Annotated in this window: 1 protein-coding gene; it reads right to left on the bottom strand. The window is 45.2% G+C overall.

Translation table 11 applies throughout. From position 1 onward, the window contains the following. Window positions 1–294, bottom strand: a 294-nt coding sequence (locus SB765_RS28930) for a proton-conducting transporter membrane subunit (protein WP_410932392.1), incomplete at both ends; no start/stop codon positions are given.

Raw genomic sequence — 294 nt, 5'->3', positions numbered from 1 at the left:
GTGTCTAAGTCGTAACTTCCAACAATATCGCCTAACAACATTAAACCACCCAGCAAGGCTAAACCACCTGCGCCGGTTACTGCTAATGCCATGCGCGCCCCCTTGCGCGCCTCTGATTTGTGCCACCAGTAACTGATCAACAAGAACGAGCTACTACTGGTTAGCTCCCAAAATACCCATAACTGAATCACATTGTTTGACATAACAATGCCCAGCATGGCGGTCATAAATAACATTAAGTAGCTAAATAGCTTTGGCAGCGAATCATTTTGACTTAGGTAATAACGGGCATAC

The organism is Pseudomonas sp. SIMBA_067 (assembly GCF_046534675.1).
GTDB lineage: Bacteria > Pseudomonadota > Gammaproteobacteria > Pseudomonadales > Pseudomonadaceae > Aquipseudomonas > Aquipseudomonas putida.
This window is presented reverse-complemented; position numbering and strand designations above follow the sequence as displayed.